This is a genomic window from Rossellomorea sedimentorum (assembly GCF_046237645.1).
GTDB classification, from domain to species: Bacteria; Bacillota; Bacilli; order Bacillales; family Bacillaceae_B; genus Rossellomorea; species Rossellomorea sedimentorum.
The window spans coordinates 3,305,875-3,332,854 of record NZ_CP143546.1 but is presented as its reverse complement, the minus strand read 5'-3'; the positions used below and the strand labels follow the sequence as shown (position 1 = coordinate 3,332,854).

Sequence of the window (26,980 nt, the reverse complement as noted above, 5' to 3'; positions counted from 1 at the left end):
ACATAAACATATAATGCAAGAGGGGAATCGTATATGGCACAACTAATCAAGCTGCAGGATTATATATCACGGTATGAATTGGACACCTATCGTTACCCTTCCCAATTTGTCCGGTTAAAAAAGCAGCAGTGGACAAAGTGGAAGGAAAGCTGGGAACAGGGAGAACTTCTTTTCCGGGAAGAACCGGAGGAAGTGGAAGAAGCAGAAAAGAAGAGTTTGATCACAAAGTTCGGCGGCCTTTTCAAACGGCGTGAAAGAGACGAAGAGGGACTGGAAGACCTTCATTTGTACACTCCCCAGGCAGAGGAAGATGCGGAGATGGACCTTAAGATAACGGATCTCCCGTCTACAGAGGAGGAACTAAAGCATCTGTTCCTCGACCAATTATTTCAGTTCCAGCTAAGGTGGGCCAGCTCGACTTTAACGGCAAAGTCCTATGTCGATCAAAGCTACCGTTCGGATGAGAGGCTGATGTACTTTCTAAAAAGGTTTCCGGATAATATCTTCGTCATGTATTTTCCTGTCTTCAAGTTTAAAAATGCACCGATGGAGATGGATATTCTTCTGCTGACACCTACAGAAATCTGGTGTTTGACGTTTTTGGAAGAAGAAGAAGGAGCGGCCTATATAGGATCCAAAGAACGATTTTGGCTGAAAAAATGGGGAGACCGGGATATGAAGGTATTAAATCCCTTAATTTCCCTGAATCGCATGGAATCAGTCATTTCTTCGATCATGAAGCATTTGGACGCAGAACTGCCTATAAAGAAAGGCATTATCAGCCGTAATGGGTATGTAGATTATCAGATGGCTCCCAACAATTTATTTTTAATAGACAAGCGAACGCATGGAGATTGGTTTGAAAAGATGCGGGCCTCTCATTCGCCAATCAAGAATGTACAATTAAAACTGGCAAAAGGTTTCCTTGATTTTTGCCAAAGTACCTCCTTTAAAAGGTCGGGATGGCACTCAGATAATGAGCAAGCCCTTCATCCTGAAGAGGAAGAGTAGTGATGAGGACCCTCTATATTGTGAATATAAATGCCAAAAATAGTTATTCCTTTGAAGTATGGAAGAAACTAAAGAAACAGTTAAAAGTCCATCCGGATGATGTATGCTGCACCACTTCAGCAGAAGAGGTAAAAACAATCATCCAGAGTGCTGTCGAAGCTGCTCCTTATCAGAAGCTACTTATTGTCGGGGTTGGGGGTGACGGCACGATAAGCGGAATCGTTAATCAATGTATCGGCTATGAGAATGTGACGGTCGGTTACTTTCCGGCCGGGAGCGGGAATGATTTTGCCAATGGCTATGGGTGGCCTGTAAAAGCCGGCCAAGCGGCAAAAGTGATTAGAATGATTCAGAAAGAGCGGATTAAAGATATAGAGTTTGATACAGGGTATTATATGCTGAACAGGTGTCGCAAGGGTTACTTTGTGAATAGTATGGGAACAGGGTTCGATGCAAAAATCACAGAAAGGGCGAATAATTCTGTGATGAAAAGATGGTTGAACAAACTATCAATGGGGAAACTGATTTATGCCGTTTTACTGCTCTCAGAAGCATTGACCTATAAACCCGGCTTTTTCGAAGTCGTTATCGATGGTGAAAAGAAAAAGTTCAATGATACCTGGTTTATAACAGTTTCAAATCAGCCTTTTTACGGAGGGGGTATGAAAATTTCCCCGGCGGCAGACCCTTCTGACGGCCTTCTTGACCTGACGATCGTACACAGTCTATCCAGATGGAAGCTGTTGATGGTTTTTCTTTTTGTGTTCATTGGAAAGCATACCTTATTTAAAGAGGTTGAAACTTATAAGGTGAAGGAAGTTCATATTACGTCAAAAACGCCTGTCCCTGTCCAGGCTGACGGCGATTATATAGGCAGAATATGCAAGGATAATAATTTACATATCGAAGTTCAGCATCAAAATTGGAAGACAGCTGAATTGAGCTGAATTTTACCGGGGAGGTGTTTCTATGTTGATCATTCAGAGAAGCTTTTTTGCCTATTTAGACGAAATGAAAACGATAACAATTCTGCTTCCCCATTCTTATTTTGAGGGACAATCTTCTTCATTTTATATAAAAGAGGAGAACAAGGAGAAGGTGCCTCTTTCCATTCGCGAGACACATCCGCTTCAAGGGCAGAATAAATATGTTTGTTCCCTTGAGTTTGAACCGATGCTCGACCGCACTTATTTTATTGAAGATGAACGCGGAAATGAAACGGATCTGCAGATTGGTGCGGTGATCAGGACACCTGAATTTGATGAAAAATACTATTATGATGGCAGCGATTTAGGAGTTACCCTTAAAGAAGACAAGACTATTTTTAAAGTCTGGGCCCCTACGGCAACCAAAGTTAAAGTGAAAATGACTGGTCCTGACATGGGTGCCATTACTCAGCACGATATGACCCGGGAAGAGAACGGGGTTTGGTCATTGACACTTGAAGAGAGTGCTGACGGATGGTTTTATACGTACCTGACATGCATCAATCTGCATTGGCAGGAAGCTGTAGATCCCTATGCAAAGTCGGTTTCGCTTAATAGTGAATGGGGGGCGGTTGTCGACCTCGGCAAAACCACTCCGCTTGAACCTCTGCCTCCTGTAGAATCCAAGACAGACAGCATTATCTATGAACTTCATGTGCGGGACTTTTCTATGCATAAAGACAGCGGGATGCAGCATAAAGGAACCTATATGGCATTCTCAGAGAAGGGCACGAAAACGCCAACCGGCTTGAGTACAGGTGTCGACTATTTAAATAGCCTTGGTATCACCCATGTCGAACTTCTGCCGGTCAACGATTTTGAAGGAGTCTCTGACCTTAGAGACGACAGCAGGTATAACTGGGGCTACAATCCTTTATATTTCAATGTTCCAGAAGGAAGCTACTCGAGCCGCCCGGAAGACCCTTATTCCAGGATCAACGAGCTCAAATCGGTCATTAATTCCCTTCACGAACGGGGGATGCGGGTCATCCTCGACGTTGTTTATAATCATGTTTACATTAAAGAGGAATCTTCATTTGAAAAAATTGTCCCGGGTTACTATTTCCGTCATGATGTCAATGGGATGCCATCGAATGGAACGGGAGTCGGTAACGACATTGCCTCTGAGAGAAAAATGGTCCGCAAATTCATCGTTGACTCTGTCCTGTATTGGCTGAAAGAATACAAAGTCGACGGTTTTCGTTTTGATTTGATGGGCATCCTCGATGTAGAAACTATGAACAGTGTCCAGGAAAAAGCAGAAAAGGTTCTTCCTAATGTTTTGGTCATAGGGGAAGGCTGGGATTTGAACACGCCCCTGTCTCAAGGGATGAAGGCCAACATTCGCAATGCAGTCAAGATGCCTGGTATCAGCCAGTTTAATGACTCTTTCAGGGACGGTATCAAAGGCAGCACGTTTAACTTATATGACAGGGGATTTGCCTTAGGCCACAGCGGAATGGAAAAGAGAGCGGCTGAAGTCCTGACGGGGAGTATTGGACTAACAGGGGATCCGGGATTGTTTTTACATCCGGCTCAAACGGTGAATTATGTAGAGTCCCATGATAACCATACTCTATGGGATAAAATCTCTGCCTGTATTTCAAACAAAGAAGAAAGGGAAAAGCGACATGTCCTGGCTACGACAATGGTGCTGCTTTCCCAGGGAGTTGTGTTTTTGCATGCAGGTCAGGAATTTTTCCGCACTAAACAAGGCGTGGAAAACAGTTATCGTTCACCTGATGGAATCAATCAGCTGGACTGGGACAGACGAACATTATATCAGGATAAAGTTGAATATATTAAAGGGCTGATAGCCATCCGAAAAGCTCACGGGGCATTCCGGTTCAGCACCCCGGATTTGATACGAAAACACGTACGGGGAGACTACAGTTTACCCGGTACAGTCACCTTGCATTTTCAACATGTAAAGGCCTATGGCCCATGGGATGAACTTTTTGTCGCATTCCATGCCGGTGACGTAGGGATATCTCTGTCCCTGCCTAAAGGGGAAACACCCTGGAAACTCATATCTGATGGTCGAAATGCCGGATTGGATACACTGAAGGTATTGGAGAGTGACCATTTCCAAGCCGGGCCTGTCAGCTGCTATGTATTCTGCCGGTAAAATGATTTTTCTAAAAAAAGTGTGCACCGATTTACCGTGCAGGAAAAGTCACTCAAATCCCTTGATTAGGGAAGGATTTGCGATAAATTTTTAGGGGAAAGAACAGATTGTCGAGAAGGCAGCAATTTTGAAAGGACTTGACGAAATAGGGAAGAAGACGATAATATTGAAGAGGATGGCTATTGAACTTTTGCCCAATAGCTGTCTTTTTTATTTTAAAGACATTATTTTAATATAAATGAAGCGAACCAATAGAAGGTGAATATTATTGGAACACTTATTTGATAAAGAATGGGAAATCGTACCGGCGGGAGGAGCAACCGGAGAAGCCTTTTTTGCCCGATACCAGGAGCAAAAGCTTTTCCTTAAAAGAAACTCTTCTCCTTTTTTGGCTGTTTTGTCAGCTGAAGGGATTGTTCCTAAACTTATCTGGACGAAAAGAATAGAGAGCGGAGATGTTATTACCGCACAGCACTGGCTGAACGGGAGAGAACTGAATCCCGATGAGATGGAAGAAGAAAGGGCAGCCAAGCTCTTAAAAAAAATCCACTCCTCCAGACCGTTGTTGACGATGCTGGAGAGATTGGGGAAAGAACGTTTTCAGCCTGAAAATATGCTGGCGGAACTTGAGACAGGTCTTGACTTCGAACTGCTTTCACACCCGAAGGTTAGAGAAGCACTGCATTTTCTTCAAACAGACCTGCCCAACATATCCCACGACGAATATGTTGTCTGCCATGGTGATGTGAACCATAACAACTGGCTGCTGTCTGATAACAACCAGCTTTATCTGATAGACTGGGATGGAGCGATGATTGCCGACCCTGCGATCGATATCGGGCTCCTTCTGTATTGGTATATCCCGGAAGAAAATTGGGAAACATGGCTTTCTCAATACGGGGTGCCCTTAACAGATAACCTTAGATTAAGAATGAAATGGTATGTCGTATCCCAAACCCTTATTTCCATTCAGTGGCACAAAGGGAAAGCCAGGTTCCATGAAATGAATCATTGGCTTGAATATCTTCATTCCATTATCTAATAAAATTTAAGACAAAGTATTCATATCGTGGACCCAATGAGATAGATTGTCCTTTTGTGAAGTAATATGAGCTTCCAGGTCTGATGAATTGATGCCATTCTGGCTGTAATTGTACACTTCCTGAAGAACCGGTTTTATCCCATCGCCAATATTGGTATTGACCATCAGGGATTTAACCAGGCGTTCCAATTGTTCACACTCTGCTACAGAACCGCAGCAATCATCATAGTGATTCGTTAATATATCCTTTAGCAGGTTCATTTGATCTTGATGTCCGAGCGGCATACTAACACCCTTTCCGGTTTGAAATATAAAAAGAATTCACACTTAGTTTGTGAATTCTTTTTTTGTTTATGCATGGTTGATTGCTGTTGGTGTTCCCGTACCTTTTTAACCTGCTAAAGGAGCAAGGCAGATCACTTGGGGTGTTACTAGGGAGGATATCCTTAGCTGAAGTGGCGGGGTGCATCATTTGATGATTTTCCCCGGTATCATGTCCCTCGCTGGCGTAACGGGGTGCATCATTTAGAATTTTTCCCAGGATCATGTCCCTCGCTAGCGAAGCGGGTGTATCATTTGGAAATTTATACAGAATGATGTACCTTACCAACAAATGAAGAACCTTTTTGACTTATAAAGCTGACTCCCCTGCCAAATAAACGCAAAAAAAGCCGCCACGAAAACGTGACGGCTTTTGCTTTGAATTTTATAGCGAAAAAGAACGCTGTGTCATTTTCTCGAGTGGATATACTACCAGGCTGTACCCTACAAACATAACAGCCATTCCAATTAAAACAGAAACCTCTGCAGCTAAATTAAACAATTTCATCATCTACATTCATCCCCTTTGTTTTTTTCTGATCCGTTCAAACAATGTACAATAATAACCTTAACAAAATCCCATCACAATCCAAACCGCCATACAAACGGTCTCATCGGCTCTATCACGGATAACCTTTTATGTAAACGCATACAAAGAGGTGATATATATAAATGCATGTATATCCTCGTAGATCCTTCAGATTATAGAAACACCACTCAATATCTGATTCATTTCGACATCGCTTGCAGAGAAAGGGATGTCATGGTATTGTTTTGACGATAAGAAATTATATTTTACTGCTTTTTTTAAAAGTACTGTATAGAAACATAACTTGAAGAAAAGAGCCTAAGAAAAAAAGAGGTGTTTATATGCGTTTAAGAAATAAACCTTGGGCAAGCGAAAAGCTTAATGAGTATCCTCAGTATGTAGTAGCGCGGCCGGAGGAACATAAGGGAAAATGGAATGAGGTTTTCGGCAATGAAAATCCACTTCATATTGAAGTTGGAACAGGTAAAGGGCAATTTGTGACGGAAATGGCCAAAGCCAATCCTGACATTAATTATATTGGTATCGAGTTGTATGAAAGTGTCATTGTTTCGGCATTGGATAGAATCATCGAGGCAGATATCCCTAACGTGAAATTGCTGAATGTTGACGCCAAGGACCTGAAAGAATACTTTGAAAAAAATGATGTGGACAGAGTATATTTGAACTTTTCAGACCCGTGGCCGAAGAATCGTCATGAAAAGAGACGGCTTACCTATAAAACTTTCTTGGATTTGTATAGAGACATTTTAGTTGATGAAGGTGAGATTCACTTCAAAACCGATAATCAAGGCTTGTTCGAATACTCTCTTCAAAGCTTCTCACACTATGGGTTGTTGCTGAATTATCTCAGCCTGGATTTGCACAATAGTGATTTTGAAGGAAATATCATGACGGAGTATGAAGAGAAGTTCTCTTCGAGGGGACAAAGAATCTACCGCTGCGAAGTGAAGTATCCAAAAAAATAATGTGACGATGGGAACAGCTCTTATGTGGGGCTGTTCTATTTTTGTTGATGGAATTTTCCACGGTTTTGTAGGTGAAGATGAAATAGAGATAAACTTACATACTAAAAGGCTGTATACATTTAGGTTGCTGCTATCGGACAAATCCAAAGGGCCGGATTTTTTCCTCGGGTACAAGGGGTTATCTAACTGAACAGTGTGATTAATGCTGTGCATTTAGGCTATATCTCTTGAACTTCATATTAAATAGCAACAAAGTTTTACAAAAGAGCCTAGAGAAAACGTTGAATTGGTATAAGAGCTGTAGCACTGCCCCACACTCTCATACAAAAACCGGCAAAAACAAGTTTTTGTAAGAGCTGTCCTGTTTATAAGTTCAATTTCAATGAATTTTCTGATAATATGAAGAAGAAGAAAGGGGAGAAAGAATATGGAAACATTGGAGCTACAAGGTCTGACTTTTAAGTGGCTGAATGGAGGGGTAACCAGGATGGATGGCGGTGCGATGTTCGGTGTTGTGCCAAAACCGTTATGGTCCAGAAAATATGAGGTCAATGAAAAAAATCAGATAGAGTTAAGGACAGATCCGATTTATTTTCAGCTCGATGGTAAAAATATTTTGATCGAGGCTGGGGTAGGAAACGGGAAGCTTACGGATAAACAGAAGCGTAACTATGGGGTTACAGAAGAATCCTCCATTGAGGAATCACTGAATGCGCTGGGGGTGAGTCCCGAAGACATCGATATCATCTTGATGACCCATATGCATTTTGATCATGCATGCGGATTGACCAAATACGATGGTGACAAACTCGTACCTGTTTTTCCTAATGCAGAGATCTACACGTCCCAAACGGAATGGGACGAAATGAGGACCCCTAATATCCGCTCCAAGAATACATACTGGAAAGAAAACTGGGAGAGCATTACTCATCAGGTAAAGACATTTACGGATGAATTAGAAGTTCTTGAAGGCGTCAAAATGATTCATACCGGGGGTCACAGTGACGGCCATTCCATCATTGTTATTGAAAGAGCGGGGAATAAGCTCATTCATATGGCAGATTTGATGCCGACCCATGCCCACAAGAACCCGCTATGGGTGTTAGCTTATGACGATTATCCGATGACATCCATTTTTGCAAAAGAAAAATGGATTCAAAAGGCCATTGATGAAGGATATTGGTTCCTGTTTTACCATGATGCCGTGTATCGTGCATTGAAGTGGAACGAACAGGGTGAAATAGAACAATCAGTAGACAGGTAGAATAAAACAAAAAAACTGAAAGGCATCCCATTGCCTTTCAGTTTTTTTATGTCCGGTTTCAGCGCCACTGGTACGACTGACTTCTATTGCGCAGTCAATAAGCTTGGAAAAAAGGACAGCTCAGTGACTTGCACTTCAAAGGGAAGTCGGAAAAAATTGAATCGCTTAATCTCTTTTTCCGATTCTTGCTTCTACAGGGCGCATACAATTTATTCAGGAAATCTGCTGAATGTTCAATACAGTTCCATTGGTGGAGTCGGCAACAAATTCATATTGTTGAAGCTCTCCATCTCTTCGGCGGGATATTCCCCCGCGGTACACTTTTGTTTTGACTGGATAGACTTCATAGCTCTCAGGCACCATGCCGATCCAGGAGCCGTCGATTGGTCCTTCTTTTTTAAAAGCATCTTTGACTTTTTGCAGAACTTTTTCAGGAGAATGCAATGTTTGCGTATAAAGTGTTTCTTTAAGTAAGTACCCTCCGGCAATCCCCGTTGCTGCACCGAGTAAAAACGATTTCCAATTCATTACTTTTCCTCCTACAACGTATATTTCTCATTATATTATACTAAACTTTTCAAGAAGGTACATCATTAAGGGGTCGGTCTGATTTCAAGCAACATTTGTGGAAAGTCGCTTGAAAGTTCTGTAAAATAGAAAAAAGAGATTATTAATACATACATAAAGGGGTTTAAGCCATTATGAATCAAGAGACAATGGAGTTGTTCCGTACGCTGACTGAATTGCCTGGTGCACCCGGTAATGAGCATGCGGTACGTAAATTTATGAGACAGGAACTGACCAAGTACTCGGATGAAATCATTCAGGACGGACTCGGCGGAATTTTTGGCGTGAGAAAAGGAGAGGAAAACAGTCCTAAGGTAATGGTTGCCGGACATATGGACGAAGTAGGATTCATGGTTACTTCCGTGACGGATAACGGAATGATCCGCTTTCAGACACTTGGCGGCTGGTGGAGCCAGGTGCTATTGGCTCAGCGTGTTCAGGTCATTACCGATAACGGCCCTGTAACAGGTGTCATCGGTTCCATCCCTCCACACCTGCTGGACGAGTCTCAGCGCAGCAAGCCTATGGCTATCAAGAACATGCTGATCGATATCGGTGCGGATGACAAAGAAGATGCCAGGAAAATCGGTATCAAACCTGGTCAGCAAATTGTGCCGATCTGCCCGTTCACTCCAATGGCCAACGAAAAGAAAATCCTTGCGAAGGCTTGGGATAACCGTTATGGCTGCGGACTTTCCGTGGAACTTTTAAAAGAGCTGAAAGGCGTGGAACTCCCTAATACATTATATTCCGGTGCCACCGTACAGGAAGAAGTGGGGCTCCGCGGTGCACAGACAGCGGCCAATATGATCAATCCGGATATCTTCTTTGCGCTGGATGCAAGCCCTGCAAACGATATGTCTGGAAGCAAAAAGGAATTCGGCCATCTTGGTAAGGGCGCTTTGCTTCGAATTCTTGACCGCTCCATGGTCACTCACAGAGGTATGAGGGAATTCATCTTGGATACAGCGGAATCCCATGATATTCCTTATCAATATTTCGTGTCACAAGGCGGTACGGATGCAGGCCGTGTGCATATCTCCAATGAAGGTGTGCCTAGTGCGGTAATCGGCATCTGTTCCCGATACATCCACACGGCAGCCTCCATGATTCATGTAGATGACTACGCAGCTGCTAAAGAGTTACTTACGAAGCTTGTAAAAGAATGCGACCGTTCCACAATCGAAAGCATTCGTCAAAACGCTTAATAGTAGAGACAGAAAGAGGGGGAGGACCTCTCTTTCTTTATGTGTAAAAAAGGAAGGAGGATCTTCATGATCATCGGAATTGGGACAACCAATAAGGCAAAAATAAAAGCTGTCCAAGGAGGATTCGCCGAGCTGTTGAAAGAAGAGATCCACTTTGAAAACTTCAAAACCGAATCAGGTGTGAGCGAACAGCCTTTTTCAGATGAAGAGACAATCCAGGGTGCCGTCAACCGAGCAACAGCCGTGCTGGAAATGTCCAATGGAGACATCGGGATTGGATTGGAAGGAGGAGTCGTTGAAACTGAATATGGTCTTTTCCTTTGCAATTGGGGAGCCCTTGCTGAAAAAGGAAAGGATCCGATCATAGCAGGCGGAGCGAGGATTCTTCTCCCGGAATCGATTGCAAATAGACTGCTTAATGGAGAAGAACTGGGCCCGGTCATGGATGACTATTGCCTGAGTGAAGGCATCCGTCATCAGGAAGGAGCAATGGGTATCTTCACAAATGGAGCCGTCAACAGAGATGAAATGTTCAAACACACAGTGAAGCTTCTTGTGGGGCAGTGGGAATTTAAGAGAACGGGGTCAAGCGAAAGTTAAAAACTTGTTTATTGAGAACGTCTTTGGGCTGCATGCCGCTTGGATATTCGGGGCTGATACTGCCACGAGACTTGCATGCTTACTGATAGGTGAAGTTTCCAGAAAGAAAAAAGGAAGCTGGAGTGCTTCCTTATTGTGTTATTTTTCATCAAAAATGTATGATAATGCTTTAAGGGCCTGGTTGACCGTCTCAACTGTAACGTTTGCTTTGTTCGACAGTTCTTTGAGTGGATGGTGAAGTTCTTGTGGACGAATTAAAATCAGAGGCTTTCCTTTTGCAATAGCCGCACTGGCGTCCATTGCCGTGTTCCATTGTTTATATTTTTGGCCGAATAGAGCGATGACCAAATCGGCTTTCTGCATCAACACCTCAGTACGCAGATTGTTAAAGTCAGAAGCTGCGTCATCTTTAAAAACAGCATCCGGGCGTTCTCCTAAAATTTCCTCACCGATATTATCGGAACGTTCATGGTTTTCCATTGGACCGACAAATGAAAGGGGCAGCTGCAATGCCTGAGCCTTGTCCTTAATTTCATTTCTCCAGTCACTATGAATTTCTCCTGCTAAATAGACCGTTAATTCCATACCTGACAACCTCCTCCAAATATTTTGATTTTATTTTATCATGAATAGAAAATGCAAACGAATGGAAAGGCTCTCATCAATTGTCGAAAGATGGGGAATATTAATAAATAGAGGGTTGTCAATAGTGCTTTTTGAGGGGTATGATAGAAAAGAACTATTGCTAGGTAAGGAGTGATATGATGTCCAAGTCAATCATAGTCAAATTTTCTGTCATTCTTCTGGTTATTCTGACAGCAGGCTGCAGCAGTGCAACACTGGAGGAAAGTCAGGAAGAAGCAGTGGAAGCAGTGAAAGAAACATTTGAAAATCCTGTGGAAGACACGAAAGAAGAAACAGAAAATTTCCAGTTTTATCTCCCTTCTGGTGCAACAATTAAAGAAAAGAATGCAAATAATGTCATTATTGAAGATGGCAATAATACTTATATCTTATTTTATAATCAAAATGTCACTGCCGACAGCGAACATTTATATGAGCTTGCTGTACAGGATGATACCGATATTATCAAACAAGAAACCTTCACAGATGACGACAGGTTTGGTTATTTTGTGATCCGTGAGGTGGAAAAGGAACTGTTTGAGTTGACGACGGGCATTGGCGGCATCAAAATGACGACTCAATCCGTAAAGGACGACCTCGTAGATGACAGTGCTTTTATGATGGAAGTCGTATCCTCTGTTAAAAATAAATAATCCTGTTTAGTATACGCCTGGTCATTGACCAGGCGTTTTTTTATTAGGCTCTTTTCAAAAACTTTGTGCTTTTTTCGATGAAGTTTAAGAGGTATAGCCATAATTTACAGAACTACCCTGGTAAGCAAGAAAGAAAAGAGCTAATTACCCTATTCAGTTAGACAAGTCCTTGTACCCGAAGGGAAAATCCGGACCTTTAGATTTTTTCGAAAGCAACAATCTACACGAATACAGCCTTTTATTATGTGAACCCTTTCTTAAAAATGTTTAGGAATATACTGACCTCCCTTCAAGGCTGGCGCAGGAAAAAGTGCTCCCGAGGAATTGTGCGAGAGGCCATGCAACCTTTGCTCCAACCAGACACCCAGCTCTCCTATCCTGCCTTCCCAACAAATTGAGGAACTTTAAAAAAATAAGTTCATATAAACCAAAATTAAGGGAAGACAAAGAATGGGGAGAAAGTTTTTGTGGACATTTACGACATGTGTCTTTACACTAGTAAATGGTTCTGTTTATATAAATAAAATAGTAAGGAGGCCGAACATGAAAGAATTTTTAAAGAAACAGGGAGTCAAGCCTTCAGCAAAAGCTTATTTTATCGATGCCTTGTCTTTTATGGCGCTGGGATTGTTCTCATCTTTAATTATTGGACTTATCATTAAAACAATAGGACAGCAGCTGGGGTTTAGCTTCTTGGTTGAGATGGGGGATCTGGCAATCAGCTTGATGGGACCTGCGATTGGAGCGGCGATAGCTTATGGGTTAGGTGCCCCGCCGCTCGTTCTGTTTGCAGGAGTGGTTACTGGTGCAGCCGGTGCAGCCTTGGGTGGACCAGCAGGTGCTTATGTAGCAGCTGTCCTATCAACAGAAATAGGGAAGCTTGTCAGCAAGACGACAAAGATAGATATTATTGTCACGCCGCTTGTTACGATAGCAGCAGGCTATACAGCAGCCGCATTGATCGGTCCTTGGATTGGGGAGTTCATGGTAATGTTCGGCAGCTGGATTGAATGGGGAACGGAACAGCGTCCGATCCTAATGGGAATCCTTGTTGCAGCCTTGATGGGATTGGCTTTGACTGCGCCAATTTCCTCTGCTGCCATTGCCTTGATGCTCGATTTGAGCGGAGTCGCCGCGGGTGCCGCGACTATCGGATGCAGTGCCCAAATGGTTGGCTTTGCGGTCATGAGCTATCGCGAAAACAAATTCGGAGGACTCCTTGCACAAGGCATTGGGACTTCCATGCTGCAAGTGCCGAATATTGTCCGAAATCCTCGTATCCTCATTCCCCCGACACTTGCCGGGATGATTCTGGCTCCTATCGGGACAACATTATGGGTAATGGAAAATAACGCAGCCGGTGCGGGAATGGGTACGAGCGGTTTCGTCGGTCAGATCATGACACTTAAAACAATGGGATTTTCAGCTGATGTCTGGATGAAAATTTTGACCTTGCATATTGTTGGACCTGCGATTCTTACGCTGGTAATATCTCTTTATATGAGAAAAGTCGGCTGGATAAAATCTGACCAGCTGTACATCAGTACAGGAGGAAAATAAAATGCAAAAACTCTCAAGCATGGAAGAATTCAATACAATGAAAAACAGCGGGAAGCATATCTTTATGTTCTCGGCAGACTGGTGTCCTGATTGCCGGGTGATCGAACCGGTCCTTCCTGAAATCGAGGAAAACAATTCCGAGTACACATTTGTCTACGTTGACAGAGATGAGTTCATCGACCTGTGTGCAGACCTCGGCGTATTCGGCATTCCGAGCTTTGTGGCATTCCAAGACGGTAAGGAACTTGGACGGTTCGTCAGCAAGGACAGAAAAACAAAAGAACAAATCGAAGAGTTCATACAAGGACTATAATGGTGGGAACAGAGGCGCTCGGATGCTCCTCTGTTTTTTTATTGTTTAGGAAATTACTTTGGATGTGGATGACAAAGGTTGATTTCTGCATCCCGCTCCAGCACTTAGCCCACGTCTTATGCCTGTCGGGGCTGATCAAGGCGCTTACGCTTTTATTATTGCCTGCGTGACAGGCACGACCCGGTATTTGTCAAAAGTCTTGGGATGTCGCATGTATACATGTAGCGCCCTCGACCGGTCATAGGAATCCTAGATATTCAATTATGAAGTTATTTGGGTGAAAACATCCTACTATAGAAGGGTGCTCACTTTATAATGGGTTGATTAAGGGGAAACACCGTACTATAGAAGGGTGCTCAGTTTATGATGGGTTGATTAGGGGAGAAACACCGTACTATAGAAGGGTGCTCAGTTTATAATGGGTTGATTAGGGGAGAAACACCGTACTATAGAAGGGTGCTCAGTTTATAATGGGTTGATTAGGGGAGAAACACCGTAATATAGAAAGGTGCTCACTTTATAATGGGTTGATTAAGGGAGAAACACCGTACTATAGAAGGGTGCTCAGTTTATAATGGGGTGATTAGGGGAGAAACACCGTACTATAGAAGGGTGCTCAGTTTATAATGGGTTGACTAAGGGTGAAACACCGTACTATAGAAGGGTGCTCAGTTTATAATGGGTTGATTAGGGGAGAAACACCGTACTATAGAAGGGTGCTCAGTTTATAATGGGTTGACTAAGGGTGAAACACCGTACTATAGAAAGGTGCTCAGTTTATAATGGGGTGATTAACGCAGAAACACCCTACTATGGAAAGATTTCTGGTTTATAATGGGTGATTTACATTTAAACATCGTAATATTAAATAGCTTCCTATTTAAGCAGAGTGATGAATGGAAAATACCGAACATCAAAGACATTGCCGTGATACTCCTTTCCGCCGAATATCCCCTTTCATTTTGTATCAGAGCCTATTTATTGTACAATAAGAACGATTAAAGTATGCTCCTGGCGAAGAGGAGGGCAAAATATGGATGCAAAGAAAATGAGGAAGAAGCTCGAGGAAAAGCTGTCTTCTCCTGACCGCAAATTTATTTTTGACAGAGAAAAAGAAGTACTGCGAATAGAGAATACCAACACAGGGAAAGGGATCAGTGTTACGCTGGCTCCGATTGTCGCGAAGTGGGAAGTATCCAAAGAAAAGGCCGTTGATGAAGTGGTGTATTATGTGGAAGAAGCCTTGGAGGTAATGGGCTACCAGCATACGTTAACGGATAAGGAGAAGAAGATTTTCCCGGTAATCCGCTCAACATCCTTCCCGGTTAAGACACATGAGGATATCCCTTTTATTACAGAGGAACATACAGCGGAAACACGGATTTACTATGCTGTGGATCTTGGGACTACATACCGCATGATTGATGAAAAGCTGCTTCAGACAGAAGAGTGGACACCTGACAAAGTGAAAGAGGCGGCTCTCTTCAACCTGCGTTCTCTTCCGATAAAATTAAAGCAGGATACTCTTGCCGGAAATGTGTTTCATTTCTTAAACACGAATGATGGATATGATGGAAGCAGGATTTTGAATACCTCTTTCCTTAAGGATATGAAAGCTAAAGTAGAAGGCGAGATGACCGTTTCGGTGCCGCATCAGGATGTACTGATAATTGGTGACATCCGCAATGAAACAGGGTATGATATTCTTGCTGAATTGACCATGAGCTTTTTTACAAATGGAAAAGTTCCCATTACTTCCTTATCCTTCTTATATGAAGATAATGAGTTGGAACCGATTTTTATACTGGCTCAAGACCGTAAAGACCGCTAATCTGGAAGGGAGAAATAAAAATGAATGTTTTTTACAACAATGAAGGCATTGGAGATACTTTAATCATTTCCATGGTGCCAGGCTTTGAAGGAGAAAGTTCATATGATAAAAAGGGTGACGCTGTAAGGATCTTTGATGAGAAGACAGGCGAAACTCTTGGTTATAATTTGTTCAATGCTTCTACATATATGAAGATTGACGCAAAAGGGCAAGTGGAAATGAACCAGGAGAAACTGCAAGAAATCAATGAAGCAATCCAAAAGAATGGATTTGACGAAGAACTTCAAGCGGATTTCTCACCTAAATTCGTTATTGGATATGTTCAGGAAAAAGACAAGCACCCGAATGCAGACAAGCTCAGTGTGTGTAAAGTGGACGTAGGCAACGAAACATTGCAGATCGTCTGCGGCGCACCTAACATCGACAGCGGCCAAAAAGTGGTTGTTGCGAAAGTAGGAGCCGTCATGCCAAGCGGAATGCTTATTAAAGACGCTGAACTAAGGGGCGTGGCTTCTTCAGGTATGATCTGCTCTGCGAAAGAGCTTGACTTGCCTGATGCTCCTAAAGAGAAAGGAATCCTCGTACTGGATGAAGACGCCAAAGTCGGAGAGCCATTCTCATTCTAAACAAGTTAGATAAAATAAAAAATGACTCATGGGAAACCTTCGTTCCATTTGAGTCATTTTTTTATCGGGAAAAATAGCAGGGGACCTGCAGCCTATGATCAGCCTGACCTCAGGGATAAAAGTGGCTGATGGAGCCAATTATGGACAAAATCTCCCATTCTGGCGATTTTACTCGAATTTTTTCTTTTAACTGTTAAAATAAATAGTGATTACAGTAGAGAGAGTGATAACAATTGAGTTGGCTTAAAAAAATGTTTGGAAGATTAAAAGATGATGAATTTCACTCAAATGAAACCTCCTATCAAGAGGAGAGGCAAATAGATAAACCGAAGGAAAAAAATAAAGAAATTGAAGCAAGAGTTTCCTATCAATATCCTAAAGGTGAATTTCGGTTTCCGGTCATCCCTGATAAAAGGGAGACTGGCAGGGAAGAAAGAGCCGCCCGTTCAGAGCAAAGAAGGCAGAGGCACAACCCTGCTAAAAACGAGGAAGCACCTGTAGAAAAGGAAGTGGAGGTTGGAGAAGAGCGGCCGCAAAAAGCCAAGGTATCTCAAAAGGATGAGGCGGCGAGGCGGCCATTTCGTCCTACAGAAATTCCGTCACCAATCTACGGTTTCAGCAAGCCGGTCAAAAAGGATCCGATTCAGTTTGAATTAAAAAGCAGTGAGCCGCGGAGTTGGAGAGATACAGAAGAAGTTCGTATCCAAGAAAATGAAATAGAATCAAAGAAAACAAGTGTTGAAGAAACGGAACTAGCTTCCACCGAAGCTGTGCCGCAATCTTTCGAAGTTCCTGAAGAGAAACTTGCTTACAATGAACCAAGTTCTGTGATGACGGGCAGTGATGCACATACAGACTCAGTGCATGCTGAAAGAACAGAAGAACCGAACAAAGTCATTGAAAGCTCTGAGGAAGCAACAGCAGAGAATCCAGCAAAGACAGAGCTTAACCTTGACGCTCAAGTGGAAACAGATGTGCCAGATCTGCAGACTGAAGACAGCACGATGGAGCTGGATGAAGTTGAAGAGCCAGAAGCCGAAATTTCTTTTTCTCTGGAGGAACCAACTCCAGAAGCAAAAGTAGAAGAGCTTGAAGAAGAAACTGGATATGAAGAGTCCTCTTTGAAATCAGAGGTTCCTGCTATCTCTGTGGAATCTACGCAGGAGGCTCCGATAGAAGATTTTTCAGTAAGAACCTGGGAGGATGAGGAACATTCTGCTCCTTCTGTAGATTCAGAGGTCTCTATAATCAATGAGGAATCAGCTCAGGACCTCCCGACAGAAGCCCCTGTGGGAGATACGGCACAAGAGCTTCATCAGGAATCTGACTCATCGGCTTCTGCTCCTGCCGCTAAACGCTCACACCTTCCGTTCAATGTGCTGATGCTGAATCAGGATAAACGTTCGCTGGATAGAAAAAAGCGATTGGCAGAAATGAAAGCCGAAAAGGTTGATGAGAACCTGGATGAATGCAGACAACCTGAAAAGCCTGCTGTTGAAAGCGACGAGCAGCCTCCTGATATTGAAAAAACAGCAACCAGCCAATTAGAGGAAACAATCGAACCGCATTCGATGCTGGAAGCACATGAGGTTTCTGAAAGCAAAGAACCTGAAGAAGAGATCCAACAAATTCAAGATGAAGAGACGAGTGCTTCAACGGCATCAGAGGAGCATGATCCTGCAGAGGACGTAACTCAACAGGAACCGCAATCTAAACGTTCACATCTTCCTTTCAATGTCCTGATGCTGAAACAGGACAAAAGAAAGATGGGCCACCGATATGAGGAAGAAAAAACGGTATCTGCAGTTACAAGTGAAGTGGAAGAAACAATGACTGATGATACTTCTTTAAAACAATATGAAGAGCTTGCCGATCTGCCGGCAGAAGATAAAGGCTACTCGTTTCCGCAATTGAATTTCCTTGCTCCTCCGGTTGTGAAGGAATCAAGCAGTGAATGGCTGGAGATACAAAGAGATTTGTTGAATGATACATTGGCAAACTTCAACGTAAGAGCCAGTGTGGTGAATGTCACGGAAGGACCGTCTGTAACAAGATTTGAAGTGCAGCCGGAACCCGGCGTGAAAGTGAACAAAATCACAAACCTGGCGGATGATATTAAACTGAGCCTTGCGGCAAGGGACATCCGGATTGAGGCGCCGATACCCGGAAAACATACGATTGGGATCGAGGTTCCGAATAAAGAGAGCCGCCCGGTTGCACTCAGTGAAATTATTTCAAGCAGCGCATTCCAAGAAAGTTCATCACCTTTGACTGCCGCTTTGGGCCTTGATATTTCCGGTGAACCGATCGTTACGGACTTGAACAAGATGCCTCACGGACTGATTGCCGGCGCAACAGGTTCTGGTAAAAGTGTATGTATCAATTCCATCTTGATCAGCCTTTTATATAAAGCATCCCCTCAGGATCTGAAGCTTCTGCTGATTGATCCGAAAATGGTGGAACTTGCTCCATATAACCGCATGCCCCACCTTGTCAGTCCGGTCATCACGGATGTAAAGGCCGCGACAGCAGCATTAAAATGGGCAGTGGAGGAAATGGAAAGAAGGTATGAATTATTCGCACATACAGGTGTGCGTGACATTACCAGATATAATCTGAAAGCTGAGCGAAATGGGGAGAAAAGCCAGAAACTTCCTTATCTCGTGATCGTCATCGATGAACTGGCCGACTTGATGATGATGTCTCCTGCAGATGTAGAAGAAGCCATCTGCCGTATTGCCCAGAAAGCGAGAGCCTGTGGAATTCACTTGATTATCGCCACTCAGCGTCCTTCTGTGGATGTCATCACTGGATTGATCAAGGCGAATGTACCGACAAGGGTTGCTTTTTCCGTATCCTCTGGGGTGGATTCCAGAACCATCATCGATTCTAGCGGTGCAGAGAAACTCCTAGGGAAAGGAGACATGCTGTTCCTTGAAAACGGTTCGTCCAAGCCTGTAAGACTTCAAGGTACCTTTGTGTCCGATGATGAAATTGATGAAATCGTGAACCACGTCAGGGAACAGGGCGAGCCTGATTACTTGTTCCAGCAGGATGAATTACTAAAAAAAGCAGAGGTCAATGAACAAGAAGACGACCTGTTCATCGAAGCTTGTGAATTTGTGGTCGATCAGGGCGGGGCATCCACTTCCCTTATTCAGCGCCATTTTCGCGTAGGATATAACCGTGCAGCCAGACTCATCGACATGATGGAAAACCACGGGATTGTATCAGAAGCAAAAGGGAGCAAACCGAGAGATGTGTTAATTTCTTCTAGAGAGCTTGAAGAGCTGCAAGACACTAGTACAATCATGTAATAAGTGGTATTCTTAAAAGACGGACTAAATCACTAACACAATACATGTAACTATATAGCAAAAGAGTGAAGGATGTTCGTGGATCGTTCTTCACTTTTTTGTTTCGTTTTGTTTATGCTGTTTTCATTTTATAAAATACTTAATTAACGACAATCAAATAAACGTGTACAGTTGATGGTAAGGAGCTTTTAGGATGAAAGAAATTCAATTGAAACTTCAGGGTAAATTGAAAAGGTTAACAAATGAAACATTCAAGTTCGATGAGAGGGTCAAAGAGGGATGGTTCTCTGCCGTATACTTTTTAAAGACGAGAGAAATCGCCAAGAAATATAAACCGGATACAATCATTACAATGCAGTTTTTCCAAAAGGAGCATGCTGTCCTTTGCGGTACGGATGAAGTCATTGCGCTTTTGCATACATTTGCTGACAATCCGGAAGAGTTGGAGATTCATTCTCTAAAAGACGGTGACAAAATCTCACCATTTGAGACAGTACTCACGGTTAAGGGCAGGTACCAGGATTTCGGTTATCTTGAGGGAATAATCGACGGGATTCTTGCGAGAAGAACCTCAGTGGCCACTAACGTTTATAAATTGATGAAAGCCGCTTCGCTTTCTGGAGTACAGAAGCCGGTCATTTTTATGGGAGACCGCGATGACCACTACACCCAGCAGGCCGGGGACGGCTATGCCGCTTTCATCGGCGGATCTACTGCTCAAGCTACACATGCCATGAATGAATGGTGGGGCAAGCAGGGGATGGGCACGATGCCGCATGCTCTTATCCAGCTCTTTAATGGGGACATCGTAGAAGCGACCCGTGCTTATAAGGAGACTTTTCCTGAAGATGAGTTGATTGCTCTGGTTGATTACAATAATGATGTCATTTCTGATGCCTTGAAGGTAGCATGGGAGTTCGGTGCCGAGCTGAAAGGGGTTCGTGTCGATACTTCACGTACAATGATTGACAAGTATTTCGTCCGTAACCAGCATGTCCTTGGAACCTTTGATCCGAGGGGTGTTAACGCCGAACTGATCCGGGCTCTCCGTGAGGAACTGGATGCAGAGGGCTTCCAGCATGTGAAAATCGTGGTCTCTGGCGGATTCACAGAAGAACGCATCAGCTCTTTTGAAGAAAACGAAGTGCCTGTGGATGTGTACGGAGTAGGAGGAAGCCTTTTAAAAGTCAATATTGGCTTCACTGGTGATAATGTAACATTAGACGGAAAACCTCAGGCCAAAGCCGGAAGAAAATTCAGGTGGAATGACCGTCTGGAAAAAGTCGAATGGCAATAGGTGTGAATATAGGTGAAGAAAAAAGAACCGCTGATCGATTTAGCATCTTATAAGCGGAAGAAGCAGAATCAGGCTGAAAAACATACAGAGGACGTGTATCAGCAAAGCCTGCTATTTTTGGAAAGGGAGACAAATATCAGGGAGAAGGTAAGGGCGAAGTTCGTGTTTTCACAGAAGTTCTCCCTTTCCCTTGACGGCGTTTCGGCAGGTTCTGATCTGGATTCCCTTTTCAGGCAATGGCTGTTATTTGATTATAAGACCGCTGCTAATAAAACGGTTTTTCATCAATTTCTCCATGTCAAAGCGGGACAGATGACGGAAACGGACCGGATGCTGGGCGCACTTTTTTTAACGGCCGCTTGGGAGCCGGTGGAAGTGCTGGAAATTGATTGCGATGAAAATTCATTAATTGTGCAGAATATATTACATAAGCATAAAGAAATGGTTATGTGTCCCTATCCCCAGGAAAGACCCTGGAAGCCCGGCGAATTAGCTTTTATAAGAAAAATTCCACTAGTTCTCAAAGGGATGTTAATCGGGCCTCCTTTCAGGGTAAAGGATGGAGAAATATTCGGCGGCCTAATGAACCATTATGAAAGCATGAGCAGGGACCAAGGCATCACCTGGCGCAGCTATTTAAAGGAAAATGCCGCGCGGTTCATCGCTCAGTCTCTATAAAGTCATACTTGTCGTTCATAGCCACTGGCAGAAAAAGATGATATAATCTTTTCATTATTATACGGTCAATACTGAAGCTGGTTGTTGTTCATTAAAGGTTTCGTTTTTGGCAGGCCGCACCTGAAGGCTGGCAAAAATGGATTAATGTCATATACTGCTTACAGATAGATGATTGTTGGAGGTTCTAATATGACAATATACCATTTCGTTGGAATAAAGGGATCTGGAATGAGCGCGCTGGCCCAGGTGCTTCACGATATGGAGTATGAGGTACAGGGCTCGGATGTAGAGAAATACTTTTTTACACAGAAAGCTCTTGAAGATTCTAATATAAAGATACTGCCTTTCCAGAAAGAGAATATCGGCGGTGACATGAGTGTTATTGCAGGAAATGCATTCCCTGATACACATGAAGAAATCGAAGAAGCGAGGGAACAAGATCTGCCTGTCACGAGATACCACAGCTTCCTTGGTGAGTTTATGCAGGAATTCACGTCTGTTGCGGTCACTGGGGCACACGGGAAGACTTCTACAACCGGTCTTCTTTCGCACGTCATCAGAGGGGCAAAGCCCACTTCCTATCTGATCGGCGATGGTACAGGAAAAGGTGAAAAAGATGCTGAGTACTTCGTGTTCGAAGCGTGCGAGTACAGAAGGCACTTCTTGTCCTATCATCCTGACTATGCCATCATGACGAATATCGATTTCGATCATCCTGACTACTTTGCAAATGTGGATGATGTTTTTCAGGCTTTCCAGGAAATGGCGATGCAAGTCAAGAAAGGGATCATAGCCTGCGGTGATGATGAACACTTGCAAAAGATCCAGGCAAAAGTTCCGGTTCTCTTCTACGGGTTTGCCGAAGAGAATGATTTTCAGGCGAGAAACGTAAAGAAGACACCTGAAGGAACGACATTTGATGTGTTTGTAAGAAATGAATTCTTCGCCACCTTCTCTATCCCTGGTTACGGCGACCACAGCATCCTGAATGCTTTGTCTGTCATTGCCCTGTGTCATTATGAAGATATTGATACGGAAATCGTTAAGGAAAGATTGTCTTCTTTCCAAGGGGTGAAGAGAAGATTCACCGAGAAGAAAATCGGGGAGCAGATCCTGATTGATGATTATGCTCACCACCCTACAGAAATCAAGGTGACCATTGAGGCAGCCAGACAGAAGTTCCCGGACCGGGAAATCATCGCTGTATTCCAGCCGCATACATTCACGAGAACTCAAACATTCCTCAATGAATTTGCAGGCAGCTTATCGGAAGCAGACAAGGTCTATTTATGTGAAATCTTTGGATCTGCCCGCGAGAATCATGGGAAACTTTCAATAGATGACCTTAAAGACAAGATAGAGAATGCAGAAGTCATTGACGAACATAATACAAAGCCATTGATGGCTCACGAAAATGGAGTCCTGATCTTCATGGGCGCCGGCGACATCCAAAAGTTCCAGGAGGCCTACGAAGAAACCCTCAGGAACCATGTAGAATAACCATAACTAAAGCTGACAGCGTAAAAACGCTGTCAGCTTCTTTAATGTTGCTTCACCTCTTTAAAGCACTAAGAGGGACAGTCCCTCTTAGTGCTTTAAAGGGATAAAGATAAATTATTTTTGAAAAAGTGAAACCTTCCCCTGACTTATTCGTCTTAGCAGTACCTTCATTTCTAAAGCTTTGTTGCTATTTAATAAAGTTCATGAGATATAGCGACAATTTACAGAAATTATCCTGCCTAACAGTAAAAGGAACGAGGTGACGACCATTTGAATAGTGTCCCGGAATCCCAATCTGATTTCCCGGCAGGCAAAGATGATTGGCTTGAAACCATAATGAATGAACACGGAGAGAACCTGACAAAGCTTGCCTATAACTATGTGAAAGATTGGAAGCTTGCCGAAGACATTGTCCAGGAAGTTTTTGTTAGCTGCTATCATCAATATGGGAAGATCGAACAAATCAACTCCTTTAAAGCATGGATTTACAGAATAACGATTAACAGGTCAAAGGATGTTTTGAAAAGTTTGGCTTACCGAAGGACGGTCTTTCAATCAAACCTGCTCATTCTTTTTAAAGCAGCTGAGCCGTCCCCGGAAATGAAGTTGATTCAGCGCAGTGAAGAAGAGAGGCTGTCCCATAGTGTCCTGGAGCTGCCGGTAAAATACCGTGAAGTTATTATTCTTTATTACTATGAAGATTTGTCCGTGGAAAAAATCGGAGAAATACTGAATATAAACCTCAACACTGTAAAAACAAGGTTGAATAGAGGCAGGGAAAAGCTGAAGAACGTACTGGAAAGGAGGCTTCACGATGAATAGAAGCCTTGAAAACTTAAAGAAAGCAATGGATGAAACGACACATAAGGGGAACCACTTTACAGAAATTCAAGAACGAAAGATTAAAGCAGCCATCCATTCAGGGTCAAAAACAAATCAAAATCCAAACCGGTTCATGATTTTTACATTGTCAGCCGCAGCCATTACGGTCATGCTGGTATTAATTTCTGCTCAATTATTGCCGGGGCATGGAAACAACCCAAATTCATCTCCTGCATCACCGGTGGAATGGGAGGTCCGTGACAGGTATGTAGAAGATGGTGTTCAGAAATTCACCGTTTTTCCCGAACCGGAACTGACTGCAGGCAAGCCGGCCGGATATCTATTCAGTTTCGGGGAGCCTTATAAAACCTATGAAGGGAAAATGTTATCAATCGATGCTTATAATCAGACGACAGGAGACCGTATTAATGTAGTAACCCCAACGGAAGTAACAGAGCCATCACCTGGCTACTCATCCCTCCAGCGTTTTACGGCAAGATTTGAAATACCATACGGAGGCATGTGGAAGTACGTTGTATTGTTGGATGGAGAATATTATGGAGAGGTTGTTTTAGCAGTGAATGAGGAGCAGGAGATCTCGTTCCCTGAAGATATTCCCGCCTTTGTCGAGCGGCAGGACTTTGAAACCATTGACTGGCAGCGAAAAGCTGTGAATTTCAACGGGGGAATCATCGGGAATGAAAATAAATCGGGGGTCATAGGGGCAGATATGCCAAGCCTGACACCGCAAAAATGGATGTGGCACCTGTGGGGGAATCAATCCTCGGAACTTACGGTTGTTGCTTTTCATAGAGAGACTAAAAAGGTAGACTCAATTTTAAATACAGGTTGGACGCTGGAACTCGGTGGAGAGAATAATGGAGCGGATGCACATGCACCATCTGCGGTAACCATCCCAGAACCAGGGGAGTGGGCTATTCTGCTCTACGATGGAGAGAAATTGTTTGATGTGCTGGTGTTTCATATTAAGGAATAGGTATTGGCATTGAAATGGTTAGGGTAGGCGATTTCAACCGCAGGAATTTGAGATAATAATGGATGGAACGGGAAGCATATATAGAGAAAAAACCAACAAATTTGCGGTTCATTTCACCTCTCTATTTTATGGCGCAATTTTCCGAAAAATATATTGTGAGTTTTTGTCGAAAATAGTATTATCTTGTTAAATAAACTGTACAAATAGTACAGTTTTTATATTGCAATCTTAGGAGGGGAATCTCACATAAAGTGCTGGATTGGGATTATAATTTTTTGATAACACCAAGATTTTACTTATAACAATAGGAGAGTTAACTATGAAGATGACAATAAGCAAAAAATTGTTTGCAGTTTTTTTTTCTGTCTTGGTCCTTTTAGTAGTAATAATGAGTGTTGGGTATTATCAAATCTCCTCCGTTGATAACGCATACTCTAACTTAATTAACAATCAAGCTAAAAAAGTAATTGTAATCAAGGAATTAAATGTTGAAATCAAAGAATTACAGAGTAGATTACGTGGATACTTAATAGTAAATGATGATACTGCTTTACAAGGTTTTACTGAATCACACAATGAATTCTTAAAGTTGAGTGAGGAATTAACTGGCATGGTGAGTGATCCCAAAGCGGATAAACTACTTAAAGAGATCATCCAATTAGAGAATGAATATCACCAGCTGGCTCTTCAGCTTATTGAACTAAAGCGTAAAGAAAAAACAAAAGAATATACAAATTTACTAGCGACACAAAGTCGGGAAATAACGAACAGTTTTGATCAAAAAGCTAATGAATTTAGTGACTATCAAGATTCCATATTAAATCAAGCAAACACTGAAACTTCTTCAAAAGTAGAAGCTGTTAAGACTTCTGTTTTAACTTTAGGAATCATGGCTCTTTTAATTGGTATAGCGATAGCCGTATATATGGGGCGGTTAATTTCAAAACCGGTAGTAGCAATTGCAGGGGTTGCAAGGAGAATTGCCGATGGCGATCTTACTGCAGATGCAATAAAGGTGAAAAATAAAGATGAAATTGGTGAGTTGGCACGTTCATTTAACCAAATGGCAGGAAATCTTAGAAAGGTTATTAAACAAGTTGGCACTGCCTCAGAGCAGGTAGCTGCTTCCGCTGAACAATTAACTGCAAGTTCAGAACAAACGACTAAAGCAACAGAGCAAGTTGCGAATACAATGCAGGAAGTGGCATCGGGTGTGGAAAAACAAGTTCAAAGTGTTGACGAGACTTCTCAAACAATAAATGAAATGGCAGCAGGTGTACAGGAAATTGCAAGAAAATCACAACTTGTCTCTGATTCAGCAATTCAAGCAACTGACAATGCCACGGATGGAGGCCAAGTAATAAAAAATGCTGTGAATAAAATGTCTTCTATTCAACAGTCGGTTACGGGTCTAGGTACAGTCGTAAAAGATTTGGGAGAGCACTCAAAAGAGATAGGAAAGATAACAGCAGTAATCAGTGGTATTGCAGACCAAACCAATTTGCTGGCCTTAAATGCAGCTATCGAGGCAGCAAGGGCAGGTGAGCAAGGCAAGGGTTTTGCGGTAGTTGCAGATGAAGTACGTAAATTAGCTGAACAATCTGCTGAGTCGGCACAACAAATTTCTAAGTTAATTTCAGCAATACAGGCAGAAACGAATAAGGCAGTAAACTCAATGGAAATCACTACAAAAGAGGTAGGAGAAGGAATAGGGGTAATAAACATAGCAGGTCAATCCTTCGAACATATCCAGATTTCTATAGATGGAGTGACTGCGCAAGTTCAAGAAATTACCTCCGCAGTACAACAAATGGCAGCTGGTTCGGAACAAATGGAACATTCAATGAAAGTAATTACAGAGGTAGCCGTGTCATCTGCTTCAGGAACGCAAGAAGTTTCAGCGGCCAGCGAAGAACAATTAGCTGCAATGGAAGAGATAGCGTCATCTGCTAATGCTTTATCAAGCATGGCTGAAGAACTGAAAGGAATAATAAGCACTTTCAAGGTGTAGAATATTGCGATAAAAACTAACTGTAGTTTATAGAGTATAAGAGGCATTGCAGTAATGACTGCAATGCCTCTTTCTTTTTGCATAATTTATGATGTTGCAGAAAAACGCT

Annotated in this window: 24 protein-coding genes; 20 read left to right on the top strand and 4 right to left on the bottom strand. The window is 42.8% G+C overall.

Annotated elements, in window-relative coordinates:
• Nucleotides 1-33: 33 nt before the first annotated feature.
• From V1502_RS16360 to V1502_RS16345, 4 genes are all read left to right on the top strand, one after another.
• A complete protein-coding gene (locus V1502_RS16360) occupies nucleotides 34-1,011 on the top strand; it encodes an NERD domain-containing protein (protein ID WP_409251694.1) in 978 nt (325 codons plus the stop codon).
• A gap of 2 nt (nucleotides 1,012-1,013) precedes the next feature.
• Entirely contained in the window at nucleotides 1,014-1,958 is a 945-nt protein-coding gene (locus V1502_RS16355; protein WP_409251693.1) for a diacylglycerol/lipid kinase family protein, read from the top strand.
• Nucleotides 1,959-1,980: 22 nt separating this feature from the next.
• Nucleotides 1,981-4,125 carry a type I pullulanase gene (gene pulA / locus V1502_RS16350; protein WP_409251692.1) on the top strand — a complete coding sequence of 715 codons (2,145 nt, stop codon included), beginning with the start codon at nucleotides 1,981-1,983 and terminating at the stop codon, nucleotides 4,123-4,125.
• 268 nt (nucleotides 4,126-4,393) lie between these two features.
• On the top strand, nucleotides 4,394-5,167 hold the full coding sequence (locus V1502_RS16345) for a phosphotransferase (RefSeq protein ID WP_409251691.1): 774 nt from the start codon (nucleotides 4,394-4,396) through the stop codon (nucleotides 5,165-5,167).
• A 6-nt stretch (nucleotides 5,168-5,173) separates the two neighbouring features.
• On the opposite strand, the gene V1502_RS16340 is transcribed toward V1502_RS16345, so the two are convergent.
• Together V1502_RS16340 and V1502_RS16335 are read right to left on the bottom strand one after the other, a co-directional pair.
• Nucleotides 5,174-5,452 carry a YtzH-like family protein gene (locus V1502_RS16340; protein WP_409251690.1) on the bottom strand — a complete coding sequence of 93 codons (279 nt, stop codon included), beginning with the start codon at nucleotides 5,450-5,452 and terminating at the stop codon, nucleotides 5,174-5,176.
• Between the two features lie 421 nt (nucleotides 5,453-5,873).
• Nucleotides 5,874-5,999, bottom strand: coding sequence for a hypothetical protein (locus V1502_RS16335; RefSeq protein WP_409251689.1), 126 nt, complete (start codon nucleotides 5,997-5,999; stop codon nucleotides 5,874-5,876).
• Between the two features lie 359 nt (nucleotides 6,000-6,358).
• Between V1502_RS16335 and trmB the strand changes: the two genes are divergently transcribed.
• Nucleotides 6,359-7,003 (top strand): tRNA (guanosine(46)-N7)-methyltransferase TrmB, encoded by a 645-nt coding sequence (gene trmB, locus V1502_RS16330; RefSeq protein ID WP_409251688.1) that lies wholly within the window; start codon nucleotides 6,359-6,361, stop codon nucleotides 7,001-7,003.
• Between the two features lie 427 nt (nucleotides 7,004-7,430).
• Entirely contained in the window at nucleotides 7,431-8,267 is an 837-nt protein-coding gene (locus V1502_RS16325; protein ID WP_409251687.1) for a YtnP family quorum-quenching lactonase, read from the top strand.
• A 213-nt stretch (nucleotides 8,268-8,480) separates the two neighbouring features.
• Here the strand turns inward: V1502_RS16325 and V1502_RS16320 are convergent, their stop codons facing one another.
• Complete coding sequence (locus V1502_RS16320) at nucleotides 8,481-8,795, bottom strand: hypothetical protein (protein ID WP_409251686.1); 315 nt, start codon at nucleotides 8,793-8,795, stop codon at nucleotides 8,481-8,483.
• Nucleotides 8,796-8,968: 173 nt separating this feature from the next.
• On the opposite strand from V1502_RS16320, the gene V1502_RS16315 reads away from it, so the two are divergent.
• Together V1502_RS16315 and V1502_RS16310 are read left to right on the top strand one after the other, a co-directional pair.
• A complete protein-coding gene (locus V1502_RS16315) occupies nucleotides 8,969-10,042 on the top strand; it encodes a M42 family metallopeptidase (RefSeq protein WP_409251685.1) in 1,074 nt (357 codons plus the stop codon).
• 66 nt (nucleotides 10,043-10,108) lie between these two features.
• The gene (locus tag V1502_RS16310; protein ID WP_409251684.1) at nucleotides 10,109-10,642 is read left to right on the top strand and encodes a DUF84 family protein; all 534 of its coding nucleotides are present in this window, start codon (nucleotides 10,109-10,111) and stop codon (nucleotides 10,640-10,642) included.
• Nucleotides 10,643-10,780: 138 nt separating this feature from the next.
• On the opposite strand, the gene V1502_RS16305 is transcribed toward V1502_RS16310, so the two are convergent.
• Nucleotides 10,781-11,227, bottom strand: coding sequence for a YtoQ family protein (locus V1502_RS16305; protein ID WP_409251683.1), 447 nt, complete (start codon nucleotides 11,225-11,227; stop codon nucleotides 10,781-10,783).
• Nucleotides 11,228-11,406: 179 nt separating this feature from the next.
• On the opposite strand from V1502_RS16305, the gene V1502_RS16300 reads away from it, so the two are divergent.
• From V1502_RS16300 to V1502_RS16245, 12 genes are all read left to right on the top strand, one after another.
• Entirely contained in the window at nucleotides 11,407-11,919 is a 513-nt protein-coding gene (locus tag V1502_RS16300; protein ID WP_409251682.1) for a hypothetical protein, read from the top strand.
• Between the two features lie 543 nt (nucleotides 11,920-12,462).
• A complete protein-coding gene (locus tag V1502_RS16295; RefSeq protein ID WP_409251681.1) occupies nucleotides 12,463-13,479 on the top strand; it encodes a PTS transporter subunit IIC in 1,017 nt (338 codons plus the stop codon).
• Nucleotide 13,480: 1 nt separating this feature from the next.
• On the top strand, nucleotides 13,481-13,792 hold the full coding sequence (locus V1502_RS16290) for a thioredoxin family protein (protein WP_409251680.1): 312 nt from the start codon (nucleotides 13,481-13,483) through the stop codon (nucleotides 13,790-13,792).
• A gap of 1,033 nt (nucleotides 13,793-14,825) precedes the next feature.
• Complete coding sequence (locus V1502_RS16285; protein ID WP_409251679.1) at nucleotides 14,826-15,623, top strand: DUF1444 domain-containing protein; 798 nt, start codon at nucleotides 14,826-14,828, stop codon at nucleotides 15,621-15,623.
• Between the two features lie 20 nt (nucleotides 15,624-15,643).
• Entirely contained in the window at nucleotides 15,644-16,249 is a 606-nt protein-coding gene (gene ytpR, locus V1502_RS16280) for a YtpR family tRNA-binding protein (protein WP_409251678.1), read from the top strand.
• 233 nt (nucleotides 16,250-16,482) lie between these two features.
• The gene (locus V1502_RS16275) at nucleotides 16,483-19,566 is read left to right on the top strand and encodes a DNA translocase FtsK (RefSeq protein WP_409251677.1); all 3,084 of its coding nucleotides are present in this window, start codon (nucleotides 16,483-16,485) and stop codon (nucleotides 19,564-19,566) included.
• Between the two features lie 193 nt (nucleotides 19,567-19,759).
• A complete protein-coding gene (locus tag V1502_RS16270) occupies nucleotides 19,760-20,863 on the top strand; it encodes a nicotinate phosphoribosyltransferase (protein ID WP_409251676.1) in 1,104 nt (367 codons plus the stop codon).
• Between the two features lie 12 nt (nucleotides 20,864-20,875).
• A complete protein-coding gene (locus V1502_RS16265; RefSeq protein WP_409251675.1) occupies nucleotides 20,876-21,541 on the top strand; it encodes a hypothetical protein in 666 nt (221 codons plus the stop codon).
• A 189-nt stretch (nucleotides 21,542-21,730) separates the two neighbouring features.
• The gene (murC, locus tag V1502_RS16260) at nucleotides 21,731-23,041 is read left to right on the top strand and encodes a UDP-N-acetylmuramate--L-alanine ligase (protein WP_409251674.1); all 1,311 of its coding nucleotides are present in this window, start codon (nucleotides 21,731-21,733) and stop codon (nucleotides 23,039-23,041) included.
• A 270-nt stretch (nucleotides 23,042-23,311) separates the two neighbouring features.
• Nucleotides 23,312-23,863, top strand: coding sequence for a sigma-70 family RNA polymerase sigma factor (locus tag V1502_RS16255; protein ID WP_409251673.1), 552 nt, complete (start codon nucleotides 23,312-23,314; stop codon nucleotides 23,861-23,863).
• Complete coding sequence (locus V1502_RS16250) at nucleotides 23,856-24,860, top strand: hypothetical protein (RefSeq protein WP_409251672.1); 1,005 nt, start codon at nucleotides 23,856-23,858, stop codon at nucleotides 24,858-24,860. The genes V1502_RS16255 and V1502_RS16250 overlap by 8 nt, the downstream gene beginning before the upstream one ends.
• A 319-nt stretch (nucleotides 24,861-25,179) precedes the next feature.
• The gene (locus V1502_RS16245) at nucleotides 25,180-26,871 is read left to right on the top strand and encodes a methyl-accepting chemotaxis protein (protein ID WP_409251671.1); all 1,692 of its coding nucleotides are present in this window, start codon (nucleotides 25,180-25,182) and stop codon (nucleotides 26,869-26,871) included.
• The last annotated feature ends 109 nt before the right edge of the window (nucleotides 26,872-26,980 follow it).

Bases quoted from the DNA above. Each gene is read 5' to 3' on its own strand.
- pulA (WP_409251692.1), top strand. From the start codon at position 1,981: ATGTTGATCATTCAGAGAAGCTTTTTTGCCTATTTAGACGAAATGAAA.
- V1502_RS16355 (WP_409251693.1), top strand. From the start codon at position 1,014: ATGAGGACCCTCTATATTGTGAATATAAATGCCAAAAATAGTTATTCC.
- V1502_RS16295 (WP_409251681.1), top strand. From the start codon at position 12,463: ATGAAAGAATTTTTAAAGAAACAGGGAGTCAAGCCTTCAGCAAAAGCT.
- V1502_RS16325 (WP_409251687.1), top strand. From the start codon at position 7,431: ATGGAAACATTGGAGCTACAAGGTCTGACTTTTAAGTGGCTGAATGGA.
- V1502_RS16270 (WP_409251676.1), top strand. From the start codon at position 19,760: ATGAAAGAAATTCAATTGAAACTTCAGGGTAAATTGAAAAGGTTAACA.
- V1502_RS16315 (WP_409251685.1), top strand. From the start codon at position 8,969: ATGAATCAAGAGACAATGGAGTTGTTCCGTACGCTGACTGAATTGCCT.
- V1502_RS16360 (WP_409251694.1), top strand. From the start codon at position 34: ATGGCACAACTAATCAAGCTGCAGGATTATATATCACGGTATGAATTG.
- murC (WP_409251674.1), top strand. From the start codon at position 21,731: ATGACAATATACCATTTCGTTGGAATAAAGGGATCTGGAATGAGCGCG.
- V1502_RS16290 (WP_409251680.1), top strand. From the start codon at position 13,481: ATGCAAAAACTCTCAAGCATGGAAGAATTCAATACAATGAAAAACAGC.
- V1502_RS16250 (WP_409251672.1), top strand. From the start codon at position 23,856: ATGAATAGAAGCCTTGAAAACTTAAAGAAAGCAATGGATGAAACGACA.
- V1502_RS16305 (WP_409251683.1), bottom strand. From the start codon at position 11,227: ATGGAATTAACGGTCTATTTAGCAGGAGAAATTCATAGTGACTGGAGA.
- V1502_RS16320 (WP_409251686.1), bottom strand. From the start codon at position 8,795: ATGAATTGGAAATCGTTTTTACTCGGTGCAGCAACGGGGATTGCCGGA.
- V1502_RS16300 (WP_409251682.1), top strand. From the start codon at position 11,407: ATGTCCAAGTCAATCATAGTCAAATTTTCTGTCATTCTTCTGGTTATT.
- ytpR (WP_409251678.1), top strand. From the start codon at position 15,644: ATGAATGTTTTTTACAACAATGAAGGCATTGGAGATACTTTAATCATT.
- V1502_RS16285 (WP_409251679.1), top strand. From the start codon at position 14,826: ATGGATGCAAAGAAAATGAGGAAGAAGCTCGAGGAAAAGCTGTCTTCT.
- V1502_RS16335 (WP_409251689.1), bottom strand. From the start codon at position 5,999: ATGATGAAATTGTTTAATTTAGCTGCAGAGGTTTCTGTTTTAATTGGA.
- V1502_RS16245 (WP_409251671.1), top strand. From the start codon at position 25,180: ATGAAGATGACAATAAGCAAAAAATTGTTTGCAGTTTTTTTTTCTGTC.
- trmB (WP_409251688.1), top strand. From the start codon at position 6,359: ATGCGTTTAAGAAATAAACCTTGGGCAAGCGAAAAGCTTAATGAGTAT.
- V1502_RS16340 (WP_409251690.1), bottom strand. From the start codon at position 5,452: ATGCCGCTCGGACATCAAGATCAAATGAACCTGCTAAAGGATATATTA.
- V1502_RS16310 (WP_409251684.1), top strand. From the start codon at position 10,109: ATGATCATCGGAATTGGGACAACCAATAAGGCAAAAATAAAAGCTGTC.